This window comes from Methylomonas sp. BG-2 (genome assembly GCF_057766305.1).
The window spans coordinates 1-25,907 of the sequence record NZ_JBYMAP010000032.1; the positions used below are offsets into that span (position 1 = coordinate 1).

25 protein-coding genes and 1 pseudogene are annotated in these 25,907 nt (G+C 53.8%); 8 read left to right on the forward strand and 18 right to left on the reverse strand.

Annotation, left to right across the window (positions count from 1 at the left end; genetic code table 11):
- From AC3B8H_RS04805 to AC3B8H_RS04815, 3 genes are all read right to left on the reverse strand, one after another.
- A partial coding sequence (locus AC3B8H_RS04805; RefSeq protein WP_488440484.1) for a hypothetical protein occupies positions 1 to 214 on the reverse strand: 214 nt, incomplete at its 3' end.
- Entirely contained in the window at positions 211 to 981 is a 771-nt protein-coding gene (locus AC3B8H_RS04810; protein WP_488440485.1) for a PEP-CTERM/exosortase system-associated acyltransferase, read from the reverse strand. The genes AC3B8H_RS04805 and AC3B8H_RS04810, both read right to left, overlap by 4 nt.
- 2 nt (positions 982 to 983) lie before the next feature.
- Positions 984 to 1,457, reverse strand: coding sequence for a Crp/Fnr family transcriptional regulator (locus AC3B8H_RS04815; protein ID WP_488440486.1), 474 nt, complete (start codon positions 1,455 to 1,457; stop codon positions 984 to 986).
- 97 nt (positions 1,458 to 1,554) lie between these two features.
- On the opposite strand from AC3B8H_RS04815, the gene prsK reads away from it, so the two are divergent.
- Complete coding sequence (gene prsK, locus AC3B8H_RS04820; protein ID WP_488440487.1) at positions 1,555 to 3,645, forward strand: XrtA/PEP-CTERM system histidine kinase PrsK; 2,091 nt, start codon at positions 1,555 to 1,557, stop codon at positions 3,643 to 3,645.
- Entirely contained in the window at positions 3,638 to 5,005 is a 1,368-nt protein-coding gene (prsR, locus tag AC3B8H_RS04825; protein ID WP_488440488.1) for a PEP-CTERM-box response regulator transcription factor, read from the forward strand. The genes prsK and prsR overlap by 8 nt, the downstream gene beginning before the upstream one ends.
- A 59-nt stretch (positions 5,006 to 5,064) precedes the next feature.
- On the opposite strand, the gene fae is transcribed toward prsR, so the two are convergent.
- From fae to AC3B8H_RS04850, 5 genes are all read right to left on the reverse strand, one after another.
- Complete coding sequence (gene fae, locus AC3B8H_RS04830) at positions 5,065 to 5,616, reverse strand: formaldehyde-activating enzyme (protein WP_064026793.1); 552 nt, start codon at positions 5,614 to 5,616, stop codon at positions 5,065 to 5,067.
- A gap of 79 nt (positions 5,617 to 5,695) precedes the next feature.
- A complete protein-coding gene (locus AC3B8H_RS04835) occupies positions 5,696 to 6,145 on the reverse strand; it encodes an ankyrin repeat domain-containing protein (RefSeq protein WP_488440489.1) in 450 nt (149 codons plus the stop codon).
- Positions 6,146 to 6,156: 11 nt separating this feature from the next.
- Positions 6,157 to 6,834 (reverse strand): hypothetical protein, encoded by a 678-nt coding sequence (locus AC3B8H_RS04840; protein WP_488440490.1) that lies wholly within the window; start codon positions 6,832 to 6,834, stop codon positions 6,157 to 6,159.
- Positions 6,831 to 7,604 carry a 4Fe4S-binding leucine-rich repeat protein gene (locus AC3B8H_RS04845; RefSeq protein WP_488440491.1) on the reverse strand — a complete coding sequence of 258 codons (774 nt, stop codon included), beginning with the start codon at positions 7,602 to 7,604 and terminating at the stop codon, positions 6,831 to 6,833. The genes AC3B8H_RS04840 and AC3B8H_RS04845 overlap by 4 nt, the downstream gene beginning before the upstream one ends.
- Before the next feature lie 3 nt (positions 7,605 to 7,607).
- Positions 7,608 to 8,162: a flavodoxin gene (locus AC3B8H_RS04850; RefSeq protein ID WP_488440492.1), complete on the reverse strand. Its 555-nt coding sequence runs from the start codon at positions 8,160 to 8,162 to the stop codon at positions 7,608 to 7,610.
- A gap of 341 nt (positions 8,163 to 8,503) precedes the next feature.
- Here AC3B8H_RS04850 and AC3B8H_RS04855 point away from each other — a divergent pair, with 341 nt between their 5' ends.
- Positions 8,504 to 9,493 (forward strand): hypothetical protein, encoded by a 990-nt coding sequence (locus AC3B8H_RS04855; protein WP_488440493.1) that lies wholly within the window; start codon positions 8,504 to 8,506, stop codon positions 9,491 to 9,493.
- Between the two features lie 2 nt (positions 9,494 to 9,495).
- On the opposite strand, the gene AC3B8H_RS04860 is transcribed toward AC3B8H_RS04855, so the two are convergent.
- The 6 genes from AC3B8H_RS04860 to AC3B8H_RS04885 all read right to left on the reverse strand — a co-directional run bounded on the left by AC3B8H_RS04860 (position 9,496) and on the right by AC3B8H_RS04885 (position 14,957).
- Complete coding sequence (locus tag AC3B8H_RS04860) at positions 9,496 to 11,385, reverse strand: cytochrome c peroxidase (protein ID WP_488440507.1); 1,890 nt, start codon at positions 11,383 to 11,385, stop codon at positions 9,496 to 9,498.
- Between the two features lie 139 nt (positions 11,386 to 11,524).
- Complete coding sequence (mtoX, locus tag AC3B8H_RS04865; RefSeq protein WP_488440494.1) at positions 11,525 to 12,838, reverse strand: methanethiol oxidase; 1,314 nt, start codon at positions 12,836 to 12,838, stop codon at positions 11,525 to 11,527.
- Positions 12,839 to 13,043: 205 nt separating this feature from the next.
- On the reverse strand, positions 13,044 to 13,316 hold the full coding sequence (locus tag AC3B8H_RS04870; RefSeq protein WP_488440495.1) for a DUF4242 domain-containing protein: 273 nt from the start codon (positions 13,314 to 13,316) through the stop codon (positions 13,044 to 13,046).
- Between the two features lie 193 nt (positions 13,317 to 13,509).
- The gene (locus tag AC3B8H_RS04875) at positions 13,510 to 13,896 is read right to left on the reverse strand and encodes a lysozyme inhibitor LprI family protein (protein WP_488440496.1); all 387 of its coding nucleotides are present in this window, start codon (positions 13,894 to 13,896) and stop codon (positions 13,510 to 13,512) included.
- Positions 13,897 to 13,997: 101 nt separating this feature from the next.
- Complete coding sequence (locus tag AC3B8H_RS04880) at positions 13,998 to 14,291, reverse strand: DUF1640 domain-containing protein (RefSeq protein WP_488440497.1); 294 nt, start codon at positions 14,289 to 14,291, stop codon at positions 13,998 to 14,000.
- Between the two features lie 69 nt (positions 14,292 to 14,360).
- Positions 14,361 to 14,957 (reverse strand): TetR/AcrR family transcriptional regulator, encoded by a 597-nt coding sequence (locus AC3B8H_RS04885; RefSeq protein ID WP_488440498.1) that lies wholly within the window; start codon positions 14,955 to 14,957, stop codon positions 14,361 to 14,363.
- 171 nt (positions 14,958 to 15,128) lie between these two features.
- On the opposite strand from AC3B8H_RS04885, the gene dcd reads away from it, so the two are divergent.
- The 4 genes from dcd to AC3B8H_RS04905 all read left to right on the forward strand — a co-directional run bounded on the left by dcd (position 15,129) and on the right by AC3B8H_RS04905 (position 22,509).
- On the forward strand, positions 15,129 to 15,695 hold the full coding sequence (gene dcd / locus AC3B8H_RS04890; protein ID WP_488440499.1) for a dCTP deaminase: 567 nt from the start codon (positions 15,129 to 15,131) through the stop codon (positions 15,693 to 15,695).
- Positions 15,696 to 15,731: 36 nt separating this feature from the next.
- On the forward strand, positions 15,732 to 18,929 hold the full coding sequence (locus AC3B8H_RS04895; RefSeq protein WP_488440500.1) for a phosphorylase b kinase regulatory subunit alpha/beta: 3,198 nt from the start codon (positions 15,732 to 15,734) through the stop codon (positions 18,927 to 18,929).
- 8 nt (positions 18,930 to 18,937) lie between these two features.
- On the forward strand, positions 18,938 to 19,933 hold the full coding sequence (gene glk, locus AC3B8H_RS04900; protein WP_488440501.1) for a glucokinase: 996 nt from the start codon (positions 18,938 to 18,940) through the stop codon (positions 19,931 to 19,933).
- A 152-nt stretch (positions 19,934 to 20,085) separates the two neighbouring features.
- A complete protein-coding gene (locus tag AC3B8H_RS04905) occupies positions 20,086 to 22,509 on the forward strand; it encodes a sensor domain-containing protein (protein ID WP_488440502.1) in 2,424 nt (807 codons plus the stop codon).
- Positions 22,510 to 22,565: 56 nt separating this feature from the next.
- Here the strand turns inward: AC3B8H_RS04905 and AC3B8H_RS04910 are convergent, their stop codons facing one another.
- Positions 22,566 to 22,946 carry a hypothetical protein gene (locus tag AC3B8H_RS04910; RefSeq protein ID WP_488440503.1) on the reverse strand — a complete coding sequence of 127 codons (381 nt, stop codon included), beginning with the start codon at positions 22,944 to 22,946 and terminating at the stop codon, positions 22,566 to 22,568.
- Positions 22,947 to 23,455: 509 nt separating this feature from the next.
- Positions 23,456 to 24,541: a lytic transglycosylase domain-containing protein gene (locus tag AC3B8H_RS04915; RefSeq protein ID WP_488440504.1), complete on the reverse strand. Its 1,086-nt coding sequence runs from the start codon at positions 24,539 to 24,541 to the stop codon at positions 23,456 to 23,458.
- A 417-nt stretch (positions 24,542 to 24,958) separates the two neighbouring features.
- Here AC3B8H_RS04915 and AC3B8H_RS04920 point away from each other — a divergent pair, with 417 nt between their 5' ends.
- A complete protein-coding gene (locus AC3B8H_RS04920; RefSeq protein WP_488440505.1) occupies positions 24,959 to 25,177 on the forward strand; it encodes a hypothetical protein in 219 nt (72 codons plus the stop codon).
- A gap of 22 nt (positions 25,178 to 25,199) precedes the next feature.
- Here the strand turns inward: AC3B8H_RS04920 and AC3B8H_RS04925 are convergent, their stop codons facing one another.
- The gene (locus AC3B8H_RS04925) at positions 25,200 to 25,508 is read right to left on the reverse strand and encodes a hypothetical protein (RefSeq protein ID WP_488440506.1); all 309 of its coding nucleotides are present in this window, start codon (positions 25,506 to 25,508) and stop codon (positions 25,200 to 25,202) included.
- Between the two features lie 78 nt (positions 25,509 to 25,586).
- Positions 25,587 to 25,907 (reverse strand): annotated as a pseudogene (locus tag AC3B8H_RS04930) (CPBP family intramembrane glutamate endopeptidase); the annotation flags it as partial.

Genomic DNA, 25,907 nt, shown 5'->3' on the forward strand with positions numbered 1-25,907 from the left:
TAAATTCTAAGAAAGCGTTGTCTACATCCCCTTTATCAAATAACTCCCTACCTCTTTGAAAATGCTCTTTTGCGGCTTCTTCTGGGGATTGACACCCCACCGAAATTAAAATTAGAGCGGTCAAACACAACGATCTAATTGATGGCAATCTCGCCGGCGGAAAATCCACTTTTATCTCCAAAAAATCAACATTATCCACAAGATTAAAAATCACTTATAAATATTTTCTCTTATCCACTGGTACAGCTCCTTTAAATCAGGATGCATATTTTCCAATGCGGACTGAGTCGTTATAAAATAGGGAGCACGAATACCGTGATAGTCAATGTCTTTGCCCACACGTTGAAAATGAATACCTGACTTCCCCATCATTCTTGGCAAAAATGGCTCCATCATCGCAAACACATTTGTCTTTTCCACCATTTCAGTTAACACCGTAGCTGCGAAAAAACACGCCACCGCGATTGAAGAAAAGGTTCGTTGCTCCTGAGGCGAAAATTGAAATCCGTTAATTTCGCCAAATCGTGTTAAGGTTTCTCCGCTCCGGCGTCTGAAAGCGCCATCTACAGCCAATCTTGAAATTTCACAGACAGAGCTTCGATCCAGCTTCATAGCGTCGATCATTTCGACATTGAGACTTTCGCCACAGTAACGTTCGAAGGGTAACGGCGACGTATTCCTATCGCCACCAGCCGGCACCAGTCTGACGCATCCCGCCGGCATACCGGTCTCCTTATGCGTGATTAGACAGTGCAATGACGAAGCATCGTAGTCGTCCGTTTCCATCTGGTTCGGGAAATGATCAATCGACTCGTACTTAAACTCTTCGCAATAAACACGATATCTAATCTTGTAGACCAAATCCTTCTGATCAGCCTGATTCGCAAGCACAACCGAAAAAAATCGACTGAAACTTTCTGCAACAGATACCTTGTTTCCAGGCTCCATCATTTCCTCGCGATTAACAGAGCGATCCGTCACGCTTAAAGATACTTGTCGATGTCATGCGCCTTAATCCCCCAAACCAAAAGATGCTCTATTCTTTCATTTGCCAAGGTTAAGCGATTAGACATACTTTGAAACAAAGCCTTCAAAAAAATATATCCCTGAACAGGATGGTCATCCAGATATACGCTTAACATATCGCTGCGCACTTCCAACAAAGATGTATCGGTCAGCGCGACGACCGAGGCAGTTCGCTCCCTCGGTCCGTACAAGCAAACATCGCCGAAAATTGCCCCTTCAGGCAAATCACACAACCCTGGTGAGATACGACGATTCTCGTCAAGCTCCGCGCCACCCAAAACTCGAACTATCCCGCTCTCAAGATAAAAAAGGGTATTGCCCTCATCACCTTTCCTAATGATCGTGCCACCCGCTTTCTCGTCAAACCTACGCCAAGCGATGCCTTCTTGAAATTTAGAATCCGCTAGCAAGTCGTGGATTATTTGTTTCATGTCGCCGCCCGTTTAAGCGTAGCTACTTATGCAACAAAGCATAAGACCAATTCAATGCAAAACATACCACCAACATATCGACGTATAATCATATAATATGGAAAACTACATCTATGCCAGCTACCTGAGCGCCACAGCTGCGTACGCAATCCTGCTCGGTTACTCTATTCTGAGGCGCCCAAAGCACCTGCCCTTTATCTTTGCGGCACTTGCGTCCTTATTATGGTGCGCGCGAACCACGATAACAACATCGAATAGCTATTATTTTTATGCTGATACTCTTAGCTACGAAACGGTCCGCAATTACGCATGGTTTGTCCTCTTAGGTTCTCTGTTACTTCAACAAAGACGGCAACGCACTTCATCTCTATTACGATCTAAAACGGCGCGACTCGCAACGCTATTGACCATCTTTATTCTTAGTATAGAGAGTTTTCCAGATTACCAAGACTTCCTGAGGGAGTCTTTCGACTTCGATCCCAGATTTGTCGCGCACGTGGTGTTTGCGGTATTCGGTCTGATACTAGTGGAGCAGCTGTATCGTAGCACACCGCTGAAGCAACGCTGGAACATAAAATTCTTGTGCGTCAGCGTAGGTGCATTGTTTGCCGTTGACCTCCTTCTTTTTAGCAAATCACTGTTGTTCAAACAGTTAGATTTTTCACTTTGGCAGTCCAGGGGCATCATCAACACAATGTTAACGCCCTTACTAGCGATAACATTGCCTCGCCTTCAGTTTCAGGCCACACATCCCGAACTCACTGTTCCGCGAAAAACGGTTTTTCACTCCACGATTTTGTTTGGATGCGGCATCTATTTGATTTTAATGTCTTTTTCTGGATTTTATATCAAGCACGCCAACGAAAAATGGGGTGAAACCGCTCAGACACTGTTCATTTTTCTTGCGATCATTCTTCTGATAATCCCGTTTACTTCGGGAAAAATACGCGCGCTGTTCAAGATTTACTTCAGTAAGCATTTTTTTCACTATAGCTACGACTATCGTGAAGAATGGTTAAAAATTTCCAAATCCTTGGCGAAACTGGAATCCATAGAGGAGTTAAAGCTTTTTATTATCAATACCTTAACTGACCTTGTCGAAAGCGCCGGAGGCGGGCTATGGCTAAAAAACGATCAAGGCCAATTTTTTCTTGCAGCGGAACAAAATTTGAAGCTCACGCCACAGGAACTGGAGTACCTGCATCATTTAGAAGATCTGCCCGAGTACCTTACCAACAAACAATGGGTCATTGACTTTTTTGAACTCGCTCACGCCCCTGAAGTATACGATGATATCGATCTGTCGCCCTGGTGCTACGAGGACAGTCAGGTCTGGCTAATCGTTCCTCTGTTCCACATGAACAAGCTGGAGGCATTCGCGGTTTTAACGCAAGCCCGTGTGCCCAGAAAGCTGGATTGGGAAGACCACGACCTGCTGAAAACGGTTGGAATGCAACTCGCCAATGCGTTAGCGTTAAGCCGCGCTAGCGAAGAACTGGTCAGTAGTCGCCAATTTGAAACCTATCACCGTTTGTCAGCCTACCTCGTACATGATTTGAAGAACGTTGGCGCGCAAATTGGTTTGATTGTTAAAAATGCGGCAAAGCACAAAAATAATCCGGCCTTTTTTGACGACACTATTGACACGCTGAACAATGTTTCCGACAAAATTCAGCATATTGTCGAGCAATTGAAGCAAGGCGAAAACAAAGTCAGCTCGCTCACTTTAGTAGATTTGGTTGACGTCATTCGCTGCATTATCGCCAGCAACATAAACCCGGTTCCAGTGAGCCTAATTACCGAATTGACCGAGTGTTTGGTAAAGACAGACCGGATCAAGGTCTCCAATGTATTGGCGAATCTGATTCAAAATGCTCAAGATGCTTCTAGCGGCAAAGGCGGTAAGGTTCGACTTGAAATAACCAAAGACTCTAACTATGCTGAGATCAGGATTATTGATAACGGCAGCGGAATGGATCAACGATTTATCGCTGAGCGGCTCTTCAAACCCTTCGACACCACCAAAGGGAATGCCGGCATGGGCATTGGCGCGTATGAAGCGCGCGATTACGTTTTAAAAAGCGGAGGCCAACTTCAAGTTGACAGTACGCCCGGAGTCGGCACCACGTTTACGATTTACCTACCATTAGCAAAGCGGATTTCCGCTCAACCAGGGCATAATGACTGAATCCAAACTTCTACTGATCGTCGAAGACGATCCAGGCCTGCAAAAACAACTGAAATGGAGTCTAGAACAGTACGAAATTGTACTGGCAAGCAATCGAGAGGAAGCAATCGCCGCCTTGCGCCGCCACACACCTAGCGTCGTCACTCTCGACCTTGGTTTACCACCAGATCCAACCAATGCGAGTGAAGGCATCGCCACGTTACGGGAAATGTTGGCTCTAGCGCCGTCGACTAAAATTATCGTCGTAACCGGTAACGACGACCGCAGTAACGCCATTCAAGCCGTTGCACTCGGCGCTTACGATTTTTATCAAAAACCGATAGACCCCGATGTACTTGGACTGATAATCGAACGAGCTTTTCAACTAGACGCTCTGGAGCGCGGGTATCAGGAGCTGAAACAACAAAAGCCATTGCACGGAATCATCGCCACTAGCCCGCAAATGCAATCCGTGTTGCGAATGGTGGAAAAAGTGGCGCCGACGCAAGCGACCGTGCTATTGCTGGGCGAAAGCGGCACCGGCAAGGAAGTCTTGGCAAGGACGGTGCATAGACTAAGCACGCGCGCCGATCAACCATTCGTCGCGGTGAATTGTGCCGCGATTCCGGAAACGCTGCTGGAAAGCGAATTGTTCGGTTACGAAAAAGGCGCATTCACCGGCGCGGTCGCGCAAACCAAGGGGAAAATTGAATACGCGCAGGGTGGCACGTTTTTTCTCGACGAAATCGGCGACCTGCCGTTCGCCTTACAGGCCAAACTATTGCGATTCATACAGGAGCGGGTCATAGAGCGACTGGGCGGCAGAAAAGAAATCCCGGTAGACGTCCGAATTATCTGCGCCACCCATCGTCATCTGCCGGATTTGATCGAACAAGGTCAATTCCGTAGCGATTTGTATTACCGCCTTAGCGAAATTGCCGTCGATATTCCGCCATTGCGTAAGCGTGAAGGCGACATCATCGCTATCGCCACCGCTTTGCTGCAACGCTACTGCCGCGAAAATAGCCGAAAGGAAAAGCATTTCTCGCAGGACGCGGCGCAAGCACTCGAAGCCTACGCCTGGCCGGGCAATATTCGAGAGATGGAAAACAAAATCAAACGGGCGGTGATTTTGTCGGACAGCAATTTCGTCACCGCCGAGGAACTGCAACTCGGATCGACAACCGACAAATCCATGCCTCTAAATCTCAAAGCGGTCAGAGAAGCAGCGGAAACCGTCGCGATCAACCGGGCGCTGTCCTATACCGACCATAACGTTTCGGAGGCCGCGAAACTGTTGGGCGTCACTCGACCCACGCTTTACGGGTTATTCGAAAAATACGGAATCCCCATAGCAGCCCGTAGTCAAAGCGACGAGTAGTCGTCCAAGGCAATGATTCCGAGCGGCATTTTGCCGCGCGGAGTCATTCTATAGCTCCATTACCACTGCGATTCGCCGGTCTCCGGATCGTACATTTCATGAAACACCTTATGCCGGTTGGCTATCAGCTCGTCGATGCTGGGAGAATTACTCATTGCGCGCTGAATAGCCAGTTTCATCGCCTCGTAGTTCGTCCGATACAAGTCCTTACGATCCAGATTGGGGTTGGTTGCACACGAGGGATCAATCCAGATCATCGCGACAATACACAGTTCATTGGCTTGCAAACGCGGAATGACGCCATCCGCAACGCTATCGATCACCGCGTCGGCGACGGCCGACTGCACCGGCCCGCCAAATAAATTGACGTAAGCGGAGGACTTGATCGTCACTTTGGGCACCATAATCGTCGCCGGCCGCACTTGTTGGTTTGTTGCCCTGATTGCGAACATCCGGGTATGGCCCTCGGTCTGGCCCATCAAATTGGCGAAAGCATGGCCGGCCGGCCCTTTGACGTCGCCAAGCAGTATTTCCGGCATCGCGTCCGTACCTTGGCCCTCGCTGGAAAATACCGTGGCTTCGCCGGTTCTAAACCAATATGAATCTGACATGGTGAGTCCTTGTGGGTGATTGCGAAAGCCGGCATTCTATGCCGCCCGCAACCGCCCGGCAATAGCCGCTACCAAGGAATCAGGGCTCCGAACGCTTACGCAACAATTGCAGGCACTGGCGGTTGGCCGCCAAATCCAATGCGCTAAAGTCATCGTCGGTGGTCAGACGCGGATTGGCCCCGGCGTCGAGCAATTGAGCAACCACGGCGTGTTTGCCGGCCGATGCCGCGTAGATCAACGCACTTGAACCGCTGGGATTTTGATAATCGATGGCGATACCGGCTTGCAACAGCAACTCGATACATTCCGCGGAATCGGCAAAACAAGCGGCCCACAACGCGTTATTGCCATAGGCATCCAAAACCGCCAAATCGGCGCCCCGCTCCAGAAGATACGCCAGCACGTCCGGCCTACCGTGGCGGGCAGCCAAGATCAACCCGTACTCGCCCCGGCCATTGACCGGTTCGACCGGCGGAATTGCAAAACCATTTTTCTCCAACCATTCAGCGATTTCAGTTGTCGGACTCATTTATACCTCGCTTATACTAGCGACGGCCGGGACAACAACGACAGATGCCCGATTCCTTGGCGACGCAAGCCCTCCAACAGCTCCAAACGTGCCGCCTCGCCCTTGCCGCGCAGATAGCGTAACTCGGCAACGGTCAATAACGTAATCGCCACCAAGGCCACCGGTCCTCCCGGCAGCATTGCCACGGCATCAAGCCCAGCCGGTAGCGACAACAGCGCGCCAACGCGACCGCGACCGTCCTTGATGTGTTCGATATTGAATTCGATCGATAAAGGCTCGCCCGCCAACAATTTCTCGCAAAGTACCGGATAGCCGGCCAGGGTATGGCTGACCTCGGCGGTCAACGGAAATAACCAAGTGTCGGCCAACGCAGTTAGCGGGCGCCCCTCGGCCAGTCCGACATCCGGGCTTTCGATAAAGACCTCCAGGCCCAAGCCGGTTTCCGGCCGATCGCGTTCGACCCACGGGTCGGACAGGCCATCGGAAATCACACAGGCGTTGACACCATGCCGAGCCGCCAGCCAAGCGGCGCCGGCCGGCCATTCCGGCCCATCGCTCATTGGCCCCATTAACGAGGTCAACGACGCGACTTCCGATCCGAACAAACGGCCGATCAAAGCCTGTCTCGCCTCGCTCGCCAACCGCAACCGGTCGGCATAGGTTAAACCCACGACAAATTCAGCGTTCATTTCACTACCTGCTCGGCGCACCGCGCCTGCCATCGTTCCCGAGCCATCAATGCAACCTCCTCGTCCGGATCGTCCATCATCCGTTGCAATAGTTCGCCATCGGCCCGCAAGACCACCTCGTACCGCACGGTCCAGTCCGGATCGTCGGCCATCATCGTCAAATCGTCGATCTCCATGCGCTGCGCCACGATGCGGCGAATGCCCACTTCATGGTCCTCGGCCATCAGACCGAGACTGACGCTGGGAATACGCTCGGCGACGGTACGCCGGACTTCGGTATCGGCATCGGCCACCAAGCGAAACAAGCGCCCCTCGGGCAGACGCTTGGCAACATAGGCCCGCACCAAGTAATCCGGGTCGTCCGCCATCAACTCCAACTGCGCTTCCGGCAACCGGTCGGCGACCGTGACCCTCACTTCTCGATCGCTGTCATTGCGTAGCTCCAACAACCACTCCAGTGGAACCCGGTAGGCCAAAACCCGCCGTACCGCCTCATCGGGATCGGCCAACAGCGGCCGCAACAAATTGGTCGGCAGATAGCGGGCGGCGATGGCCCGTCGCTCCCAAAATGCATCTTGCATGTAGTCGCGGGCCAACGCCGGATGCAATTTAAAAAACCGGTCGATTTGCCGACCACTTTCCGCCATGATGCATATATCGCCGGGCTTGCAAGCACCCTGGGCCAACAAGGTGCTCCGATATGCGCAAGCGTTGCAGTCGGCCAACGGCGTCAGGTCTGGTTCCCGCGCTTCCGGTGAGTGGGCGGCCATCGCTTAAGCCGCCTCGGCCCTGACGGGCAACAGTTCCGGCGTTACTTGCGACAGCCAAACCCGTATCCGCTCGTCGGTCAAATGCGGTTGCGTCCGTTGATCGAGCACCAAACCGACAAACTGACCATCGACGATCGAATCGGAATGCTCGAATTGATAACCCTCGGTGCTCCAGCGCCCAATGACGTCGGCGCCGTACCCGCGAAACACGCGGTATAGTTGAATCAACGAGCTGGCAAACCGCGACGCATAGCGCTCCTGATGTCCAAGCCCGAACAACGCGATGCGCTTGCCGGTCAAATCGCAATTGGCCAACTGCGGCACGAACTCCTGCCAACTGCGCTCCTGGCAGCCGACGGCCATGCCGGGCAAATCGCCGATGCCGTAACTGGGGGTGCCCAGGATCAGCGCGTCGTATTGCAGCAAATCCTCCAGGCTGGCGCGATTGACGTTCTTCGGCTTGTCCGCCAGCTCGTCACCCAGCAGACTGTAAATCTTCTTTGCCACCAACCGGGTACTGCCGGTATCGGTCCCGAAAAAAATGCCGATTTTGCCCATAAATCACCTGTAGACGAATTTGCGGAGGAATGGCTTTTAGCCTTTCCGCAATTCTCAGCAAATTTCGATCCAGAAACAAAACCCCAATCCCCGACATTTTTTACCAGTACTTTCAATAATATAAAACCACCCACTCGCCCCGGCGGTTGAGCTCTTTGAAGGTATGGCTACAATTGCCCGGAAACTGGCGAGATTGCCACACAGCCGAACAACCCGCCGGTTAGCGAATTACAATCCCGCTTCTCGCGGACGCAAGTTGTCCAAACCGCTGCCGTCCGCCAATCCGAGGCAGGCCGCCGCGCTCACGACCGCGCTTTCAAGACAAAAAGGGAGATTGATCCATGGCGATTTTGCGTTGCAGCGCTTGCGCTTATCTAAGAGAGGTGCCTGCGGAACATGTCGGAAAGACCGTCAAATGCCCGGTGTGCGAAAAACCCGCCGCGATCCACGACACGCTAGGCTTCGTGACCGGTTTGATCGACAAGTACAGCGCGCTTTTGAGCAAGTACCGAGCCCTGGAAGCGTTACAAGCCGAACCGCCGGCCACCGACCGCCGTCCGCCAAAAGTCGCGGATCTGGATTTACACAATACGGCGGTGATGAGCCAAAGCACCCAATACCAACCGATCGTCCGTTGGTTCGAGCGCAAGGGCGTGCAAGTGGAAGTCAACCACGACGCTCTCGATACCCAAGGTTTTTTCGACGAAGTCGCGGTGGAACTTGGGGATCAACTGGCGACGCTGGGCGAACTGCTCGATAAAATCCGCAAGGCGCAGCGCAACGACTACGGCTCGGTAACGATGAATTTAAGCAATCACAGTCAGAATCAAATCAAAATCGTCACCGGCTTTTGCAAATCGCTTTACGACTTCTCGTTCGTCGCCAAATATTTCTACAACAAAAACGAAAAGCGCGTGCATCTGACCTTACAAACCGCGCCGGCCATCGTCAACTTTTTCAACGGCGAGTGGTTGGAATGGTATGTGTTCATGAAACTGCTGAAACATTGCTACGACGGCAACGGCCTGTTTTCCTGCCTCCGCAATTTTACGATCCGCTTCGCCAACGAAGACCAATACGAAATCGACGTATTTTTCCTGATTAACAGCCGCATTCCGGTGTTCATAGAATGCAAATCCGGCGAATTCAGGCCCTTCATCGACAAGTACGGCAAAATGCGCCGCCGCCTCGACATCGATAAAAACCACTTTTTGCTGCTGGCATTGGGCACCAGCGACGAGCAAGTCGCCGGGCTGACTAAAATGTACGACATCACCTTTGTCAACGAAACCAACTTCATCACGCACATCAGCGGCTTGATGACGCCATAGCATCAACGCCCCGCCGCATCGCCGACCGGCGCCGCAAACGCGTCGGACACCAATTGGCCGACATTGGCACCGGTCAGCGCATTTAAAAACGCCACCAGTTCGGTCACTTCGCCATCCGTCAACGCCAGCGGCCGTATGGCCGGCGCCAAGTTCTCGTTGGCGATGCCGCCCCGATTATAAAAGCGCACCACCTCCTCCAAGGTCGCCAGCGAACCGTCGTGCATATACGGCACGCTCAACGCCACATTGCGTAATGACGGGGTTTTGTAAGCCCAGCGGTCGGCAGGGTTCTGGCTGATTTCGTAAAAGCCCAGGTCGCTGGGTTTTTCGCTGCGCACGCCGGACAAATGCCGGCTTTCAACATCGACGAACATCCCCGGCGCCACTTGCACGCGTTGTATGTCCGGCGCTTTTTGCATGGATTCCGCGTAGCCAATCCCGGTGTTGTGGCGTTTTTGATCGGTAAACAGCGCGGACTTGTCTCCCACGGGATGACACCCGCTACAGCCCGCCTTACCGGTAAACAACGCGAAACCGCGCTTGGCAGCGTCGTCCAGAGCCTCCGGGTGCTTGCCGAAATACCAGCGATCGAACGGTGAATCGGCGGCATTCAGCGTACGTTGGTAGCTGGCCAAGGCTTGGCCAATGGTTTCCATGGTCGGCCGTTTATGAAAAGCCTTTTCGAACAGTCCTAGGTAATCGGCGGCGGCTGTGATTTTGTCGATGACATAACCGATCGACGGATTCGCCATTTCGTTATGCGCCAGCAGCGGCCCCCACGCTTGCTGCTCCAAACTGTTTTCGCGGCCGTCGTGGAACAAGAGTTGGGCGTAGCCCACGTTGTAGAGCGAGGGCGCGTTACGGCGTACGCTCCGCCCTTCCACGCCGACTGCCGTCGCCATTTCGTTATTGCTGAAGCCTTGTTCCGGGATATGGCAGATCGCACAAGAAAACGTGTTGTTCAGCGACAAGCGCCGGTCGTAAAACAGCTTGCGGCCCAGCGCTATCTTGGCTGGCGTCAGCGGGTTGTCTTTGGGCACCGGCAATCTCGGCAGACCTAGCGGCGGCTGTTGCGCGAACGTCAGCAAATTAGCCGGCTGGCCGCGCCGTTGCGCCAGCGCCAAGGAGCGAGTTTGGTAATCGGCTTGCTGGTAATTTTGCTTATTGTCGCCGGGTTGAAACAACACTTCGGGATCGGCTGCTCGCTCCGCGATTTTCGGTTTAGCATCGGCCAGCAAGGTCTTGACATCGTTGATCAACGTCTCGGCATGCAGGAAATCCACGCTATAAATATTACGGACGTTTTTGTCTTTATCGATCAAATACACCCGCAGCAAATGCGAAAATGTGCCGGTGAATTGGCCTTTGTCGTCGTAGACTTTTTGTACGGTTTGCTGGTAACCATTCAGGATGGGCTGCAAAGCCGTTTCGTCGCGGGTGGTCAGAAACTGCCAGTCGAAATCGCCGGTTTTAAAACCTTCGCCGTAGTGGTGCATCATTTCCGGCGTGTCTTGCGTCGGGTTAAAGCTGAGCGTCAGTAATCTGAGTTTGCCGGCCAATTCCGGCTGCTTTTGCAATTGCCGGCTGATTTTGTGCAGCACCTGGGTGGCCAGCGGGCAGCCGTTGACATCGCTACAGGCGGCGTAGATGAAGCTGAGCAACACCAGTTTGTCGCCCATCAAATCGTGGAGGTGCTTGGGTTGGTTGTTGGCGGTTACTACTTCGCCGTCCGCTGCCGTCTGAATACTCGGCAACCGGTAGGAACCGGGCACCGCAAGTTTAAAAGCGAGACCGGCACGACCGAGAGCAGGTGTTTGCCGGTCCGGCGAATCGGCAAAGCTCGGAGCGGTCGCCAGCAAAGCGATCAACCCCCATAAAAAGCTGAATTTCATCACGGCGGATTCCGTTGGCGAAATTGAACGACACTTTCGTCAAGACCAACAGCTTCCGCCGATCCGCGTCGTAGCAGCGGGATCGGCGGATACCCTGGCTTAGTGACGACCTCTTCGGTGTTTTAGCCCCCCGCGCGAGCTACCTCGTCGGCTTGCCGTACAAAGCATAAGCGCCAAACCGCATTTGATGCGCCCTACCCAGCTTCTCTTTTGTAAAATCAACGGAGAACTGCTCGGTCAACTTGCTGCCATCCCAGCTATACGCCTTGAAGAATTGCTCATTGTCCGCGCCTTTCTTGTCCCAATTCGCCAACAGCGACGAGGTGTAATACAAACGTTTGCCGTCCCAGCTGGACGACACCATATTCACCTGCGCGCCGATTTTTTGCTCAAACACTTGTTTGGGGTGGAACGGGTCGCTGATGTCGAAGCGACGGGTTTTGCCATCCATGAAGGTGTTAACCCACAAGGTTTTGTCGTCACTGGAGATGGAAATGTCTACCGGCAGCGGGATTTTGGCCGGTTCGCCGATGTCGGCGACGTCCTTGGCTTGCCATTCGCCTTTGTCGTCTTGATGAATCAGCCAGATTTTCGAGGTCAACGCGGTGCTGGTGAAGCAGTAGTTATGATCTTCCGCCCAGGCGCAACGGATTTCCAGGGGCGCGCCGGGTACGTCGAAGACTTTTTTCGGTTGGCGGCTGTGTAAATCCCATTGCACCACGGTGTTACCAAAGCGTTTCATCGCTTCCGGGTCGGCCAACATTTTGCCGAAGTCCATCATGTAGTTCGACCAACCGGTAAACGACGAGGTCAGCATCAAGTTTTTACGCGGCAATACCCGTACGTCGTAGTTATAGCCGTCGGCGTATTTACCGGATTTGATCGCGCCTTCCAGGTTGCTGTCGGTCGGCAGCCAGTAGGTGGCGATGTAATCGCCGGCGTTGCTGTATTCCACAATCGCGGTGCGGCCGCCATGGTCCTTGTTATTGGACAGGCCGGTGATGATCATCCGGCCCGGCAAGGCGTACAAACTGTGCGGGCCGACCACGCCGCCACTCTTGGCGACGAAATCAGTGATGGTTTTGCTGAGTTTGGGTTTGGCGGGGTCTGTAGACACGTCGAAGATGAATATCTTGTTGGTATCCAGACCGCCCGCCCACAGAAATTTGCGGTCGTCGGTAAAGTCGGAATGATGGGCTTCGTTACGGCCGCCGACTGACAGACTGCCAATCACCTTGCCGTACTGTTTGGATTTAGGATTGACGTCGACGGTGACCAGTTTGTCCTGTTCGTCGCCGACGCCCTCGGCGCCCAAGGTCCAGATGTACACAAAATCTTCCTGGCCGGTGATTTTCGCCATGTACGGCGAGGCGCAGGTTTCGTCGGCGCTGGCCGACAGGCTGGCGGTGCCGAGCATCAGCGCGGCGGTAAAGGTGCTGAGTTTAAATGTCATGGTGTTCTCTCCCCAGAGTGTTTTTATTGTGGGTTCACCCGTGGGATGTGCCAACGTTAGGAGGCGCATCCTACAGAGACTTTTATCATGGTTCCCACGCTCCAGCGTGGGAACCCGGCTTTGGACGATCTAGCGTCCTCGAACCGCTGGAGCGGTTCAGGATGCATTCCCACGCCGGAGCGTGGGAACGATAATCCTGCGGAGTTCAATCGCCCGTGGTCGGGTCGATGATGGTGGTAATTTGTTCGATGCGATTGGCCGGAAAACCGCCCTGCTCGGCGTGTTCGCGAATCGCTTGTTCGCTGTCAGCGATATAGATGCAATACACCTTGTCGCCGGTCACATAGCTGTGCAGCCATTGGATGCGCGGCCCCATCTCGCGCAGTACGCCGCAAGACTTTTGGGAAATGCCTTGCAGCTCGGCTTGCGTCAGCTGGCCGGCACCGGGAATGTCGCGTTCGATAATGTATTTGGGCATGATGACCTCCTAATAAATGACCGGTCGTCTAATTTGCCGGCGTTAAAAAATGCTGCCGGGTGGGCAGCGGATTGTTTGGTCAAAGTAGTTTGTAGGCTGGGTAGAGCGAACGCGAAACCCAGCTGAAAGCCTTATCACAGCTGGGTTTCATTGCATTCAACCCAGCCTACGCACTGAACGTATGAAGTGCATCCTACGGGCGACAAGACTCGCAATACTCTTCTAATTCTTTGATACGTTTGTTAATTTGCTCAGCCCTGCAAGAGTGCCGCATTTCTTCTAATGTGAAATGAGCAGAGGTAGAGAATTTATTTACAATCGCGGCACAATGAGCTTCTGAATACTTTAACCAAGCCCTCTGAGCAATAATCGTGAATTCTCGTTCCTCCTTTGTTCCTTTATCTGGATAGTCACTAAGCAACTTCCGATACACTTCGTTTAGGCGCTTATCGGCTTGGTTAGCAATATATTCGGCATGATAAGCAGCGCAAAATTCATCGCTTGGATTGGGACAAACCCAGTTCTCAGCTTTACATTGCAAAGAAAGCAGTAGCACAAACATTAAAATATATATTCTCATCCAAACAATCCCTTATTAATTCACGAACTATTTGTTTTACACCCGAAAATAATCATCCAGTACTTAGACTGGGTAGAGCGGCAGCAAAACCCAGCTGGGCACTAAAGCAATTTAACCAACGTCGCGACGACCGCAATCGCGACCGTCATTAATCCGCCCAACTTAATGATCAAGCGATATTCCAGTTCCCGCATATCCCGTTGCAGATTGTATTCAAGCTCTTTGAGGTCGCGCTGTAAATTACGCTCAGACTCAAGCAAATCATTTTTGGTAGCCAACTTATCTTGAATCAAGCGTGCTTGTTCAGCAGCGAAGACTTCGGCTTGCTCTTCGGCGAAACCCACCGCCTTCAACTTTTTGACGAAACTGTGGGTATCGAAAGTAATTGTGGTCATAAGTCGCTCCTGTTTTCAGCCGGTTCGGGATTATCGGGTTAAGCCTGAAGCGAGCGCAAGCTCCGTGAATCAAACTCTAAAATAATCATCCAACAACTCCCGACAAACCGCCTGTAACGGCTCCACCGATTGTTCGACTTTCATTCGCAACAGGGCTCCCTGCCAACCGTTCAGCATCAAATCCGCCATGCTTTTCGCGGATTTGTCGGTACGCACCTTGCCTTCTTGTTGTCCGCGTTCCAATGCGGTTTTCTGCAAATCGGCGTAGCGGCCGACCGCATCCAGCAAGGCATCGCGGCACAGCGGGCTGGTGTCGCCGATTTCGCCCATCAGATTGCCGAGCAGGCAACCGCCCTTGAAACCGGTCTTGGCAACTTCTTCGATCAATTCGCTGTAGTACGCCTTTAGCGCGCCCAGGCCGTCCAACTCGGGGTTTTGCAGATGCCCGGTCAGACGGACGATGAAAGGCTCGATGTAATGATGGATCGCTTCGGCGGCGAAGCGTTCCTTACTCTCGAAATAGGCGTAAAACGAGCCCTTGGGAATTTGCACGGTGTCCAGGATCTCTTTCAGGCCGGTGGCGTGATAGCCTTTTTCCAGCAGCAAGCTGACGCCCTGCTCGAGCAATCGATCTTTTTTAATTTGTTTCGGCTTTAGAGATGGCATGGGTATATTATGTGACCGGTCGTCTAATTTGTAAATCAGTTTTTTCTAATACTCTTCCAGACCGCCCCAGCGCCCGGTAAAAACCGGCCGAGCGGCGCCGGAGTAGCGATTTTTCGGCCTTGATATGCTATGTTGGCAGCCTGTTCCTTTTTTAACGGTAAGCCCAGCAACATGAGCATCAAATCAGACCAGTGGATACGCAAAATGTCCGAGCAACACGGCATGATAGAGCCGTTTCAAGCCGGCCAAATTCGCGAATCCGCTCAAGGCCGGATCATTTCCTACGGCACCTCCAGCTACGGCTACGACGTGCGCTGCTCCAACGAATTCAAAATTTTCACCAATATCAACTCCACCATCGTCGATCCCAAGGATTTCGACGAGGGCAGCTTCGTCGACGTCAAATCCGACATCTGCATCATTCCGCCGAACTCGTTCGCGCTGGCGCGCACCGTCGAATATTTCCGAATTCCGCGCGACGTGCTGGTGGTTTGCCTGGGCAAATCGACTTACGCGCGCTGCGGCATCATCGTCAACGTCACGCCGCTGGAGCCGGAATGGGAAGGCCACGTGACCTTGGAATTCTCGAATACCACGCCGCTGCCGGCCAAAATCTACGCCAACGAAGGTGTCGCGCAAATGCTGTTCTTCGGCGGCGACGAAGTTTGCGAAACCTCCTACAAGGATAGGGGCGGCAAATACCAGGGACAAACCGGCGTAACTTTACCCAAGGCCTGAGCCCGACCGTTCCGACTCACCCAGCCCGGCACCGATATGACCCAATCCAGTAGCGACGCGTTAGACCAATATTACCGTCAAGTCCACGACATCATACTCAGCCGGCAGAACTGGATCAGCGGCCTGCTGCCGGCCAGCACCGCCGTCACCGTACACGGCAACTATACCGACGCCTGGGTCAGGGATAACGTTTATAGCATTCTGGCGGCTTGGGGGTTGGCGCTGGCTTATCGCAAAAACGGCGAAAATCCGGAACGCGCTTATCTGCTGGAGCAAAGCGTCGTCAAACTGATGCGCGGGCTGCTGACCGCGATGATGCGCCAGGCGCCGAAAGTCGAGAAGTTCAAGCATAGCCAGGACCCGCTCGACGCGCTGCACGCCAAATACAATACCCAGACCGGCGAAATCGTGGTCGCCGACAACGAATGGGGCCATTTGCAGCTCGACGCCACCTCGTTGTTTTTATTGATGCTGGCGCAAATGATCGCATCGGGGCTGCGCATCGTGTACAGCGTGGACGAAGTCAATTTCGTGCAGAATCTGGTGCATTACGTCAGCCGCGCCTACCGCACGCCGGATTACGGCATTTGGGAACGCGGCAACAAGATGAACCACGGCATCGCCGAATTGAACGCCAGTTCGATCGGCATGGCCAAGGCGGCGCTGGAAGCGATGTCCGGCTTCAATCTGTTCGGCAAGGACGGCGGCCAAACCGCGATCATCCATGTCGTCGCCGACGACATCGCCCGCACCCGAATTACGTTGGAATCGCTGTTGCCGCGCGAATCGATTTCCAAGGAAGTCGATTCGGCGGTACTCAGCATCACCGGCTTTCCGGCGTTCGCGGTCGATAATGCCGCGCTCCGCGAAAAAACCGAAAACCTCATCGTCGAAAAGTTGCAGGGCCGTTACGGCTGCAAGCGTTTTCTGTTGGACGGCCACCAAACCGTCATCGAGGACCACAAGCGCCTGCATTACGAACCCAGCGAGCTCAAGCAATTCATGGACATCGAATGCGAATGGCCGCTGTTTTTCGCGTATTTGCTGCTTAATCGCTTGTTCGCCGACGACACCGACGGCGTGCGCGACTACCGGCGCCGTTTGGAGCACTTATTGGTGGAGCGCAACGGCCAATGGTTGCTGCCCGAGCTGTATCTGGTGCCGGAGCCGGCGATCGTTGCCGAGAAGCGCCACCCCCACAGCCAACAACGTGTACCCAACGAAAACGTACCGCTGGTGTGGGCGCAAAGTCTGTTTATCCTGGGCTGTCTGTTGCAGGACGGCTTGGTCACGCTGGACGACATCGATCCGCTGGGCCGCTACAAATCCACCCGCCTGTATAACCGAACGCCGTTGCGGGTCGCGCTACTGGCCGACAGCGAAACGGTACAAGCCGACTTGCACGCGGCCGGTATTGTCTCGCAAACGCTCGGCGAAATCGCGCCGATACAGGTACGCGAGGCCAGCGAACTGGCGGCGGCCTACACCCAAGTCGGGCGCAACGATCGCATCGGCTTGACCGGCCGGCCGCTGCGCCAATTGCGCAGTTTGGCGACCTCTCGGCTTTATCTGTTGGCCGGCGAACCGCTACTGTTCCTGCCGCAATTCATGAACCAACAAGGCTTTTATATCGCGATGGACAATCGCTTGTTGATTCAGCGCTTGCGCATGGAGCTGACGTATCTGGCGCACCACTGGGACAGCCCCGAACCGCCAATCTTCGTCATCAACGTCAAGGACAACATGCTGCACGGCGCCGATCGCGAAATGTTGCTGGATTTCATCCAGCAGATCGGCTCCGGCAAGCTGGCCGACATTCAGGTCAGACTGGGCATGCTGACCGAATTCGCGGCGGACTCCTGCCGGGAAAAAATCGGTTATCTGCACGATTTTCGCTTCTCCGAACCCCGGCGCGACGACGCCGAGCGCCCCTGCGCCCATGCCATGCCGCACGACGCGGCCATGCCGCAAGCGTTGGACAGCTATACGCTGACCGCCTGGGAAATCGGCGACGACAGGTTTTTACTGGAGCAACTCAGCAGCAACGGCAATCCGTATGCGCAACTCGAAGCCTTGAGCTTGCTCGGCGGCCGCCACGGCCTGGACCATCCGGTGCGCTTGGCCGGCCAGGAGTATCCGGTGCGCGACTTGCTGGAAGAGGTTTACGCCCGCGCCGGTGACCACCACGTTTGGTATATCGTGCGGCGCGCGGCGGGCATTCTGGGCAAGTACGACATCAACCTGGAACAAGCGGCGACCGACATCCTGGTCCGCCAGCACGGCTTGACCGTCGGCCGCGCCTACAGCGGCAAGGCCACGTTGCGGCGACCGACCGATTCCTGGGAAATTCTGCAAATCATCCGTAGCTTTAACAGTCAGGACAGCAACCAACACATCGTCATCCAGGAATTGATCATTTATCTGGGCATGCTGATCAAACTCAAGCCCGAGCTGTTCGCCGACATGCACACGATTCGGGTTGGCCATATTCTGCAGCTGATCGTGGCCCGGCAAAAACGCGCCAGCCAAGTTTCGCTGGACCAAGCCTTTACCGAAGTATTGGGCTTACCGCCGCATCGTTTGGTGGAACTGCTGCGGGAAACCCTGGAAGATTACGGCAATAGCCAAACCCAGCTGGGCTTGGTGGAAACCCTGCATTACGACGGCGCGCAACGCGACTTGAGCTCGGCCCGCTTCCCGGCAACGATGAATCCCAATCGCGGCGACTCCGAGGACTGGTACGACTGGCGCGAACGCCAGGGCAGCGTAGGCCGGGAAAACGACGCCTTCTTCGCCGGGGTTTGGACGGTGTTGGAGCGTTGCCAGGGCCTGATGATAGGCGAAAAAATCAACGGCATGCGCCGGCTAGACAGCGAAACCACGCTGTCGCAGATGACGCCGGGCGAGCAAACCTTTAAATTGCACGTCAACCATGTACTCAATAAAATTCAGGCGCCGGTCTATCGGCAACTGACCGCCGAAGCGCTACGGGCGTTGGGATCGATTTTCCGGGACAATCCGGCACTGCGGGTGGACGATACGATAGTGACCGACATTTTGATTGGGCACGCGGTCCGGATTTGCTGGCTGCAAGACCATCCGGACCATCGCGACCATTACGAAGATTACGTGTCGCTGGCATGGCAGGCCTTTTATCAACTGCCGCCCCACGCCGTTGCCAACGGCATTCTCGATGCCCTGATGCATCTACTCGACACGCCAAACGTTCAGTGAGGACCGATATGATTTTAGCCGGCGACATCGGCGGCACCAAAACGGTGCTGGCCTTAATCGAACCCCAAGCCGACGGCACGTTGCACAGCGTGCGCGAACAAACCTTCGCCAGCCGCGAATTCCAGGATTTCGCGGAAATTTTGGACCTCTTTCTTACCGATCAACCACAGCCGACGGCGGCCTGCTTCGGCGTCGCCGGGCCGGTAGTCCAACAACGCTGTAAGACCACGAACCTCCCTTGGCTACTGGACGGCCCCAGCTTGCAACTCAAGCTAGGCACTCAACAGGTGAAACTGCTTAACGATTTGGAAGCCATGGCTTTGGGCATGCTGCACCTGCCGCCGGAAGACTTCGCCGAGCTGAATCCGGCCGCCGAAACGCAATCCGGCAATATCGCGGTGATCGCGGCCGGCACCGGCCTGGGCGAGGCGGCATTGTATTGGGATGGCCAACGTTATCACCCCATCGCCACCGAAGGCGGACACAGCGACTTGGCACCGCGAACCGAGCAACAGGATCGATTGCTGGCCTATTTGCGCGGACTGTTCCTCGACCACGTCAGTTGCGAGCGGGTGCTGTCCGGGAACGGCTTCAGTCATTTATACGATTTTCTGCTGGCCGACCGCTTCGCGCCCGCCTGTCCGGCGATTCCCGCCGCGCACGCCGAATCGGAATTGGACCGCAACGCGCTGATTTCGCGCCTGGGCGTGGGCGGCGAAGACCTGCTCTGCCAAGAAGCGACCCGTTTATTCGCCGAACTTTACGGCGCCGAGGCCGGCAATCTGGCTTTGAAGTTCCTGGCGACGGGCGGCGTGTTTATCGGCGGCGGGATCGGCCCGAAGATTCGCACGGTTCTGGAATCGGGCGAGTTTCTACGCGCATTCACCGCCAAGGGCCGCTTTGAACCACTGTTAGCCAAAATACCGGTGAAACTCGCGCTGAATCCGCGGGTGCCGCTGATCGGCGCCATGCATTATTTCACCGATTTGCCTGGCAAGCCTTAATTGAGGCCGCCTTGTGGCCGGCGCTTAACCGGCGCGCGGCGCGGCGTCGGCAATCGGCACTATCAGACCGCGAGGTTTATTGTTAAGATCGATGCGTAACTGTCGTTCGCAGGGCTCGGCTAGCCGAAATCGACCTAAACCAAAGTGCTGACATGGCCCACACCAGATCCAAGCTCGAACACTCCCTATCGCTGCTCAAGGCGACATTAGACGCCACCGCGGATGCGATTCTGGTAGTCGATGCGGCTGGCCGCGTCATGCAATACAACACTGAATTCGCCCGTATGTGGCAAATTCACCGGGAATTGCTGGATGCGGACATCCAGACCGCGCCGCTTTGCCTGATCCTGGACGGCGTGGATTTGCAAGACGACGCGGAAGCCCGATGGTTCGAAGTCCGGCGCGATCCGGAACGGCGAGGTTGCGACGAGCTGGTATTGAACGACGGCCGAATCATCGAACGCCACCAGATGATCGAATATCGCGATGGCATCGCGGTTGGACAAATTTGGCATTTTCGCGATATCACCGAACGCAAGGCCTCGCAAACGCCGTTGGCGCAATTGAGCTTCGGCATGGATCAGATGCGCGATGCCGCTTATTTGATCGACGATGATGCGCGAATCATCTACGCCAACCGCCATGCCTGCCTGGAACTGGGCTACAGTCGCGAGCAATTGCTCAATATGCGGGTGGGAGACGTCGACCCCGCGCATACCGGCGCGATTTGGCGATCCCATTGGCGGGCACTGAAAGCATCCGGCTCGATTACCTTGGAGACCCTGCATCAAACCAAAGACGGCCGTTTGTTTCCAGTCGAAGTCGTCGCCAATTTTTTCGAATACGCCAATGCCGGTTACAACTTGGCGATCGCCCGGAATATCAGCGAACGCAAGCGCATCGAAGAAGTCTTGCAGCAAGCGGCGCTGATTTACCAAAACAGTAGCGAGGCCATGCTGCTGGCGGATGCCGAGGGACGTATCCTCGCGGTCAATCCGGCCTTCACCGAAATCACCGGCTATCGCCGCGAGGGGATTGAAGGCCAATCCATCGATATCCTCAATACCGGCGACCACCGCAAAGCCATGTGGCAGAGCATCCGCAAATCCGGATATTGGCAAGGCGAGGTTTGGGATAGAACCCAGTCGGGCGACAGATACGCAAAATGGCTGACCGTGAACGCCATCAAGGATTCGGAGGGGCGAATATTTCGCTTGGTGGTCCTGTTTGCCGACATTACCGAAAAGAAACAGGCCGAGAACCTCGTTTGGCAGCAGGCCAATATCGACCCGCTAACCCAATTGCCAAACCGGCGTATGTTTCACGACCGCTTGGAGCAGGAAATCAAAAAGGCCGGCCGCGATAAAACCCGGCTGGCGCTGTTCTTCATCGATCTGGATCTGTTTAAGGAAGTCAACGACACGCTGGGACACGACATGGGCGACAAGCTGCTGCAAACCGCCGCCCAGCGCATACAGCTCTGTGTCCGAGATTCCGACACGGTCGCCAGATTGGGCGGCGACGAGTTCACGGTGATCCTGAGAGCGGTCGGCGAACCGTGTAACGTTGAGCGAATTGCCGGCGCCATGCTGGAAAAAATGGCGGAACGCTTCGAATTAGGCGCGGATACCGCCCACATTTCCACCAGCATCGGTATCGCCTTCTATCCGGATGACGCCAGAGACATCAAATCGCTGCTAAAGCATGCCGACCAAGCCATGTATGTCGCCAAAAACCGCGGCCGTAACCAATATTGTTTTTTCATTCCGGCCATGCAGGAAGCCGCCCGGCATCGACTTGGCCTGAGCAAGGACTTGCGCTCGGCTCTGTCCGCCCGGCAATTGACTGTGTACTATCAACCCATCGTCGAATTGAGCAGCAACCGGGTCTGCAAGGCCGAGGCGTTGATTCGCTGGCACCATCCCGAGCGCGGCCTGATCGGCCCAGCCGAGTTCATTCCCATCGCCGAGGAAACCGGCCTGATCAACGCAATAGGTAACTGGCTCTTCGAACAAGCCGCACAACAAGCTCGCAAATGGCGACTCTCGATACATGACGGCTTTCAAATCAGTATCAACAAATCTTCCGTGCAATTTCGCAACGAACGCGAAAATCACCAAGCGTGGCTCGAAAAATTGACTCAATTACAGTTGTCGGGCCAACACATCGTCGTCGAAATCACCGAAGGCGTGTTGCTGGATAGCGGCAATCGCTTTCAGGATCAGTTGTCCTCGTTTCGCAATGCCGGCATTCAAGTCTCGTTGGACGATTTCGGCACCGGGTATTCGTCGTTGTCTTATTTAAAAAAATACGACATCGATTATTTGAAAATCGACCAGGAGTGCGTTAACAATCTGACCGCCGATCCGGCGAACTTGGCGCTATGCGAGGCCATAATCCTGATGGCGCATAAGCTCGGCATCCGCGTGATTGCCGAGGGCGTGGAATCCAAAGCCCAATGCCAATTGCTAAAAGACGCCGGTTGCGACTTCGGCCAAGGCTTTCTATTCGCCAAGCCGTTGCCGGCGAATATGTTCGAAAGTCGTTTTGCCAGTCAAACCGAGAGAAAAAACTGAGTGAGCGTCGGTGAGTCCGGCTAGCGTATCAGCTAGCCGGCAAAATCTTGAAGAACTTAGTGCGCGGCGTTATAGACTTTCAACATTTCTTTATAGATTTCCAGCGTAGCTTTCAAGGTCGCCGGACCTTCGGCGTTGCCGTTTTCCAATTGCTCACGCGCGGTTTTCAGACGATCACCGGCTTTTTGACGCAACCGTTCGGTTTGCTCGTATCGGAATTCCTTTTGCAATTGACGCACGTCGCTCAGCGCTTTCAGGACTTCGGCCTTGTCGGCACCTTTTTCCACCAACGCAACAGCTTCCTCGACTTTCGCCACCGTGCCTTCAGCGGCGGCGCGAACTTTGGCATCGCCCGCGCTGTTTGCAAATGCCGGAGCGGAAATCGTCGCAGCCATCAAGCACAAAGCCGCCAAAGTTTTTTTAATCGGACTAATCATTATATTTCCTATCTTAATTGTTTAAATTTCCCTAATAAATTTATGTTATTGCCACCCATTTATTAGCGCATATTCAAATGCACCGGCATGCTATCACAGATCAAAGCCACATCGTTAAAACAGAAAAATGACAAACAATAACCACACAAAGCCTAGGCTTAAATATTTCAGAAACTCTATCCAAAAATATCACTCAATCCATTAGAATTTCTATTGTGGAATAAACTCCAAGCTTCCAGATAAAAAGCGACTCGATATAGTTTGACCGAACGGGCAATGGCCGCACCTCCCTTAGCCAGCCATCCAAGCCCCCCATTTCTTCCCAGGTGGCTCCGAACAGGGTCGCGATAGTAAAGGGGCTGCTAGTGGAAACTTTGAGGCAGCGGTTCGAGGCCGAAACGCCAATTCCGACCATCACACCAACTTTTAAGCGCCCCATTCAGGTTTACCGTGCTCGACCAAGCGTTCCTGAAATTTGTGAGCACTCGGTTTCGCTGATTGCCAAAATGCTATTCAGCCGCCACGTATTGTCCGGGCAGGGCGGGACTCTCAAATTGAATACCTTCGGGAAAATAAGCCAACGAATTATTGGCAATTTCTCGAGCGGCCAAAAACTGCGCGTAATAGTTTCTGGACGCAAAACCGAACGCAGGACCGTCATAGGTTTCTATTATCCGGACGAAGTCGCGACCCGCCTGATTTTGAGCTCGTTTCATACCGCCGATACCGTGATTGTACGAGGTCACCGCTGCCGGCCAATCACCAAGCTTAGCGTAGGCATAACTCAGGTAGCGCGCGGCACCGGTCGCGGAGGCAAAGGGATCCAGGCGCTGATCGAAGCGGTCGCCGCTAGGCATAAACGTCTTTGCGGCAGCCTTGGTAAATTGCCACATGCCGACCGCGCCGGCGGAGGATTTCGCCGCCGGTTGAAACGACGACTCGACATGCGGTAAGTAAGCCAGATCTTCAGGCAAACCCGCGTCGCGAAACACTTTACGGAACTGCAGATCGTAGCGGCCGCTGATTTCCATCCCTCTTTTGAAACGCTCGCGAGTTCCGCGCTGCGAGCGTAAACGCTCGGATGCGCCGGCCAATAACGTGGTCAGCGGCCTGCCTGAACTTTCCAAGCGAGCAATCAATTCCCTGTCGCTGTTATTCAATGCCGCGTTATAACGCAATTTTGTTTCCAAACCCGACAGCTGAGATTTCCAATATTCGCGGCGTTGGCTAATCAGGTCTTTTTGCTCGCCGGTCAAACCTTCTCCGACATAGCCCGCCAAAGTCATCACTTCGTAGACAATATCCAGATACCTGTCATCATGAAACGCAACCTGCGACCGCGACCAAACCGCATAGGTATTTCGCCAAAAGCCGACTGCCGGCTCCAATTCCGAAGGTTTTGGAAAAATCCCGGCATACGATTCCGGTTGAAGCGAGGCACGCTGCGGCGGGCGACGCAGCGACTGAGGTTGCTGCTGAACACTGTAGGGCTTGAAGCCGGCCAATTTTTCTTTTTTGACCGAAGGACTGCTACACGCGCTTAACAAAGCGAGCGTTATCAACATTGAGATGAGATGTGACTGAGATCGGCTCATGGAAATTTCGGAATTGACAGTTGCGCAACCGAGGCACGCCAACCCAAAGCGGCGTTCATCGGGATTCTTTGCATTTCAAGGAATAATAGCGCTCATTTCGAAAAATCGTGAAGATTAGATTAAAAAAATGGCCGTTTTTTAACGCAAAATTCGATATACGTTGTCGGACCAGAGCACCAAAGTCAAAAAACCAATCGAGGTCAAGCGCCGCCCAGATAGATACACGTCTCGCACGCCGTCATCTCGGACACTATCAAGGCCCGACCTTTCGTAAATCACGAAAAATTTGTGTAATACTTTAGGAACTTGGGACTAACTCACAATACCGAAGATAAGATTCGTAGAAAATGTTGAATTAGCAACAGATATTATTCGTTATCCGCAGTATCCTCAAACGCTTGTCAGCAAGGAGGAACTATGAAAAAAACTGCAACTCACCCCATGTTGTGCTCCCGCTGTGGCGACGAGATCAGTATTTCGGATCTGCCGTTTCTGGAAAATAGCCGCTTATGCGCGCTGTGCAACAGCATACATTTTGAGTTTACTGATCTCGACGCTAAAACCGATCGGAAAACTAAGCAATTTTTAAAACCCGCTCCGCCTTTTCACTCGCAAAGCCAGGAAGCAACCGGTTGAACGATGTCCAGACATCCCGGTATCACTGCTTCAAATTTTTGTAGCCCTCTTCACTTTCACGCATGATTTTCTGGCCTTCTTCCATCATGCGACGCGCTTCTTCAAGCTTGGCCTGAGCTTCGCGTTGCATGATCTCGCCACGTTCGACCATTTGCTTGCCCTCCTGCCAACGACTACCCAACTGTGCAATTCCCTGACTATCACGTAGCATTTGATCGCCGGATAGAATTTTTTCCCGAACAGGCTTGGCAGGTTCACTAGCGCATCCACTCAGTGCCGCGGCAGATAGCAAAATAGCAGGGGTTGCGAATAACGGTGCGAATTTGCGCATCTGAATTTCCTCTTGTTTACCTAAACATTGAATTGAAAAAAATAATGCCGCCAGAGCACGGAAAATGTAATTCGCTGGCTAACCCACCAACGGTTCCGGCTTCCCGTAGCCCAGGCAAAACCGGAAACCAGCCAGCGCCAATATCAACCATACACCTGCCAAAGGTCCAATGACACCGTCGTAATAGGTATTCACCAGATACAGTGACTTCGACTGTAAATTAACGTTAAAAAAATCCCGAAAGACTTTTATCTGCCAAACCCAAGCAGCGTGGCAACCGATACAAAGTCCCAGCGATTGGGCCCACCTTAACCGGATGGTCGCCAGAAACCAACCGACCACCAGCAATGCTATGAGCGCGGTCAGGATTTCCGGGTTCAACCAATTGCCGAATGCTTC